General features: G+C 60.1%; 4 protein-coding genes. All 4 read right to left on the bottom strand.

Annotated features, from left to right (window positions below; all coding sequences use genetic code 11):
• Positions 1 to 38: 38 nt before the first annotated feature.
• The 4 genes from DDE23_RS24795 to tnpA are packed head-to-tail and all read right to left on the bottom strand — an operon-like array spanning position 39 to position 3104.
• Complete coding sequence (locus tag DDE23_RS24795; protein ID WP_107755222.1) at positions 39 to 641, bottom strand: plasmid pRiA4b ORF-3 family protein; 603 nt, start codon at positions 639 to 641, stop codon at positions 39 to 41.
• Positions 638 to 2305 (bottom strand): IS66 family transposase, encoded by a 1668-nt coding sequence (gene tnpC / locus DDE23_RS24790; RefSeq protein ID WP_107755221.1) that lies wholly within the window; start codon positions 2303 to 2305, stop codon positions 638 to 640. Before tnpC ends, DDE23_RS24795 begins: the two co-directional genes overlap by 4 nt.
• 59 nt (positions 2306 to 2364) lie before the next feature.
• On the bottom strand, positions 2365 to 2715 hold the full coding sequence (tnpB, locus tag DDE23_RS24785) for an IS66 family insertion sequence element accessory protein TnpB (RefSeq protein ID WP_107755220.1): 351 nt from the start codon (positions 2713 to 2715) through the stop codon (positions 2365 to 2367).
• Complete coding sequence (tnpA, locus tag DDE23_RS25875; RefSeq protein WP_107755219.1) at positions 2712 to 3104, bottom strand: IS66-like element accessory protein TnpA; 393 nt, start codon at positions 3102 to 3104, stop codon at positions 2712 to 2714. Before tnpA ends, tnpB begins: the two co-directional genes overlap by 4 nt.
• Positions 3105 to 3165 lie beyond the last annotated feature (61 nt).

Raw genomic sequence — 3165 nt, 5'->3', positions numbered from 1 at the left:
GTAAGCATCCGCCGAAGGCCGCAGCCGTGCTATATTGATCAGAGGCTTCTGGGTGCGGCTTTTGGTTTGCGCGGCTTTGGGGCCCATTTTTTGGCGAGGCGCTCGAAGTTGTCGAGGATACGGCCGATCTCTGCCTCGTCGGGGTCGAACTTTCCCCCATACCATTCCAGCATCCGGTCGTGCTCTTCGTGCTCAGGGTCGGCCATGGCTTCGAGGAAGTCGGCGTAGCCCGGGAAGCCACCCACATCTTCAGGGGGACAAGCACCGGTGGCCCTGACAAGGCGTGGGTAGTCGGCACCCGGCATGGCATCATCGATTTTCTCGACCTTGATCACATGGTGCCAGTTGTCGCCAAAGTCATAGATGTAATGGATGGTCTTGGTGCCGACATCTTCGAGCACATCGAGCAGGCTGGATTTGTTCGCGGGCAGCGGGCCATCGTAATAGCCGTCAGGATCAGGCACACCCCAGCCGACGCCACCGGCCCGGAACTCATAGAGGTGACTGTCGGTCCATCCCATGGCCGCCTGGATCACCTCGTGCAGGCGGTTTAGCTTGATCTTGAGTGGCACATCAAAGCGCCGCAGCACCTGAGGTTCGACGTCGGACAGTGTGACCTTGAGGCGCGCGACCAGTGTCATGCGGCAATCCTCTTCAATTCGGTTGCGGCTTTCCAATGCCAAGGGAGCAATTCATGCACCCGTGACATCGGCATGTCCGGCAGACGTGCGAGCACATCGGCCAGCCATGCCTGCGGATCGATGTCATTCATCTTTGCCGTGACGATGAGGGTATACATAAAGGCCGCCCTTTCACCACCGCGCTCGGACCCTGCAAATAGCCATGACTTTCTGCCCAATGCGATGCCGCGCAGGGCGCGTTCGGCAGCATTGTTGGTCAGGCAGAGGCGCCCGTCATCAAGGAATGCAGTGAAGGCTACCCAGCGGCCTTCTTCGTCCAGCATGTAGTTGATCGCCTTGACGACAGGGTTGTGCTTTGACATCCGGGCCCGCTCGGCCCGCATCCAGTCATGCAGATCGTTGACCAGCGGCACAACCCGCTGCTGGCGAACCCCCAGGCGCGCTGCGGCTGACAGGCCGTTAATCTCACGCTCGACATCAAAGATGGCGTCGATCCGCGTCACAGCGTCCAGAGCGATAGGCGAGATTTCTTCTGCAACCTTTTTGCCCTTGCGGGCGATGGCCTTGATGTCGGCAAGTTCAAAGAACTTTCGTCTGGCATGGCTCCAACACAGCGCAGAACGCACCGGACCTGGACTGCGATCTGCCAAATAAAGGTCATTGTAGCCGCCATAGACGTCCGATTGCAGCACGCCATGCCATCCAGCCAGATGTCGGGTCGGATGCTCCTTGCGACGATCTGTCGAGAACTTGAAGAGGGCGGCAGGTGGCGCACCCCCATCCCAAGGACGGTCATCGCGCACGTAGGTCCAGAGCCGCGCCGTCTTCGTGCCGCCGCGGGCCAGCAGCGGCACGGTCGTGTCATCGCCATGCAGACGGCCGCCGTCCAGCACGTGACGCTCGATTAGCGCATGGATCGGGGCCAGTGCCCCACAGGCATGACCGATCAGATCAGCCAGAGTGGACAGGCTAAGCTCAATCCCCTCCCGTGCGATCCGTTCGGATTGCCGGTTCAATGGCTGGTGCTGTCCATATTTGTCAAAAGCGATCATCGCGATCAACTGCGGCCCTGCCCAACCGCGCGGAATGGCGTGGAACGGGGCCGGCGGCTGGCTGATCTTTTCGCAGGCCCGGCAGGTGAACTTCTCCCGCACTGTCTGGACCACCTTCCACTGGCGGGGGATCACTTCAAGCGTCTCGGTGATGTCTTCGCCCATCTTCACGATCCGGTCGGAACCACAGCAGGTGCAGCTGGTCGGCGCCTCGACCACAACACGCTCACGTGGCAGATGGTCTGGAAAGGGTTTGCGCACCGGTTTACGCCGCGAGAAGGCGCGCACCGTGCTGGTCGTGTCCGCAGCAGCGGCCACTTCAGCCGCCAGCGCATCCTCGGTGGCAGCTGCTTCCAATTCTTCAAGCTGCAATTCCAGCTGATCAATCAGCCGTGCGCGACGCTCGGAGGAGATGCCGTATTTGTCGCGCCGCAGCTTGGCAATCTCCAGCTTCAATTCCTGGATCATCGCTTCCGTGCAGGATGCCAAGGCGCGGGCCTGCGCCAATTCGGCTTCCGCCGCCTGTGCGCGGGCGTGTGCAGCCTCAGCCGAGGCAGTCTGCGCAGCAAGTGCGGCGCGCAATTCGGCGATTTGCAAAGCGGCATCTGACATGGCAGATGCCTATCATGAACACGGCGAAAGGCCAATAAAAACAGGCGCTGCTGTGCAAATTATCCAGCCCTTTCAGGCCTTTGCGTCCAGCGCGGGTTCCTCCAGTCGATCCCTTCCAGAAGATAGCCGAGCTGGGCTGCGGAGATCGCTACCGCCGTGCCACCCTGGCTCACAGGCCAAATAAACTTGCCTGCCTCGAGGCGTTTCACATACAGCGACATGCCGACCCCATCATGCCACAGCAATTTTACCAGATCACCTTTGCGACCCCGGAAGCAAAAGATCTCACCGGCATGCGGATCACGCCCAAGACCCTGCTGGACCGCCAAAGCCAAGGTGTTCATTCCACGCCGCATGTCCGTCACGCCACCTGCAATCCACACCTTCGTGCCAGCCGGAAACGCAATCATGGCCGCACCATCAAGCCATTGAGCAGACGCGCAGCAGCCTCCATGTCAAAGCCGGAGGGGATCGTCACACGACACCGAGGGCCAAGGTCGATCGTCAATACAGGCGCTGGCGGCGCTGGAACATCATCAGGGCCAGAACAGTCTGCTACCTGAAGGACGCGCAAAAATTGCGGCATAGCCCCAAGCAGCCCATGCTTGTGCCTATATCGCCAATCGTAAAGCTGTGATCGCGAAATATCATGGCGCCGCGCGACCTCAGCCAAAGTCACGCCACCGCCATGACTTTCCTCAACGATGCGGATTTTCTCGTCATCCGTCCAACGCCGACGACGGCCGGTATCAGAGACCGACAAAACTTGAATACGGCGAGTGTCTTCGTGTGCGTCCATAAGGACACTCGATAAACGTTCTGCCCGCTCAACAGCCAGACGGCCCTCCGCGAATGCTTAC

Source organism: Pararhodobacter aggregans, from assembly GCF_003075525.1.
In the GTDB taxonomy this organism is placed as follows: domain Bacteria; phylum Pseudomonadota; class Alphaproteobacteria; order Rhodobacterales; family Rhodobacteraceae; genus Pararhodobacter; species Pararhodobacter aggregans.
Note: the sequence above shows the minus strand (reverse complement) of the source record. Positions and strands in the feature narration are given on the sequence as shown.

Bases quoted from the DNA above. Each gene is read 5' to 3' on its own strand.
- tnpB (WP_107755220.1), bottom strand. From the start codon at position 2,715: ATGATTGCGTTTCCGGCTGGCACGAAGGTGTGGATTGCAGGTGGCGTG.
- tnpA (WP_107755219.1), bottom strand. From the start codon at position 3,104: ATGGACGCACACGAAGACACTCGCCGTATTCAAGTTTTGTCGGTCTCT.
- DDE23_RS24795 (WP_107755222.1), bottom strand. From the start codon at position 641: ATGACACTGGTCGCGCGCCTCAAGGTCACACTGTCCGACGTCGAACCT.
- tnpC (WP_107755221.1), bottom strand. From the start codon at position 2,305: ATGTCAGATGCCGCTTTGCAAATCGCCGAATTGCGCGCCGCACTTGCT.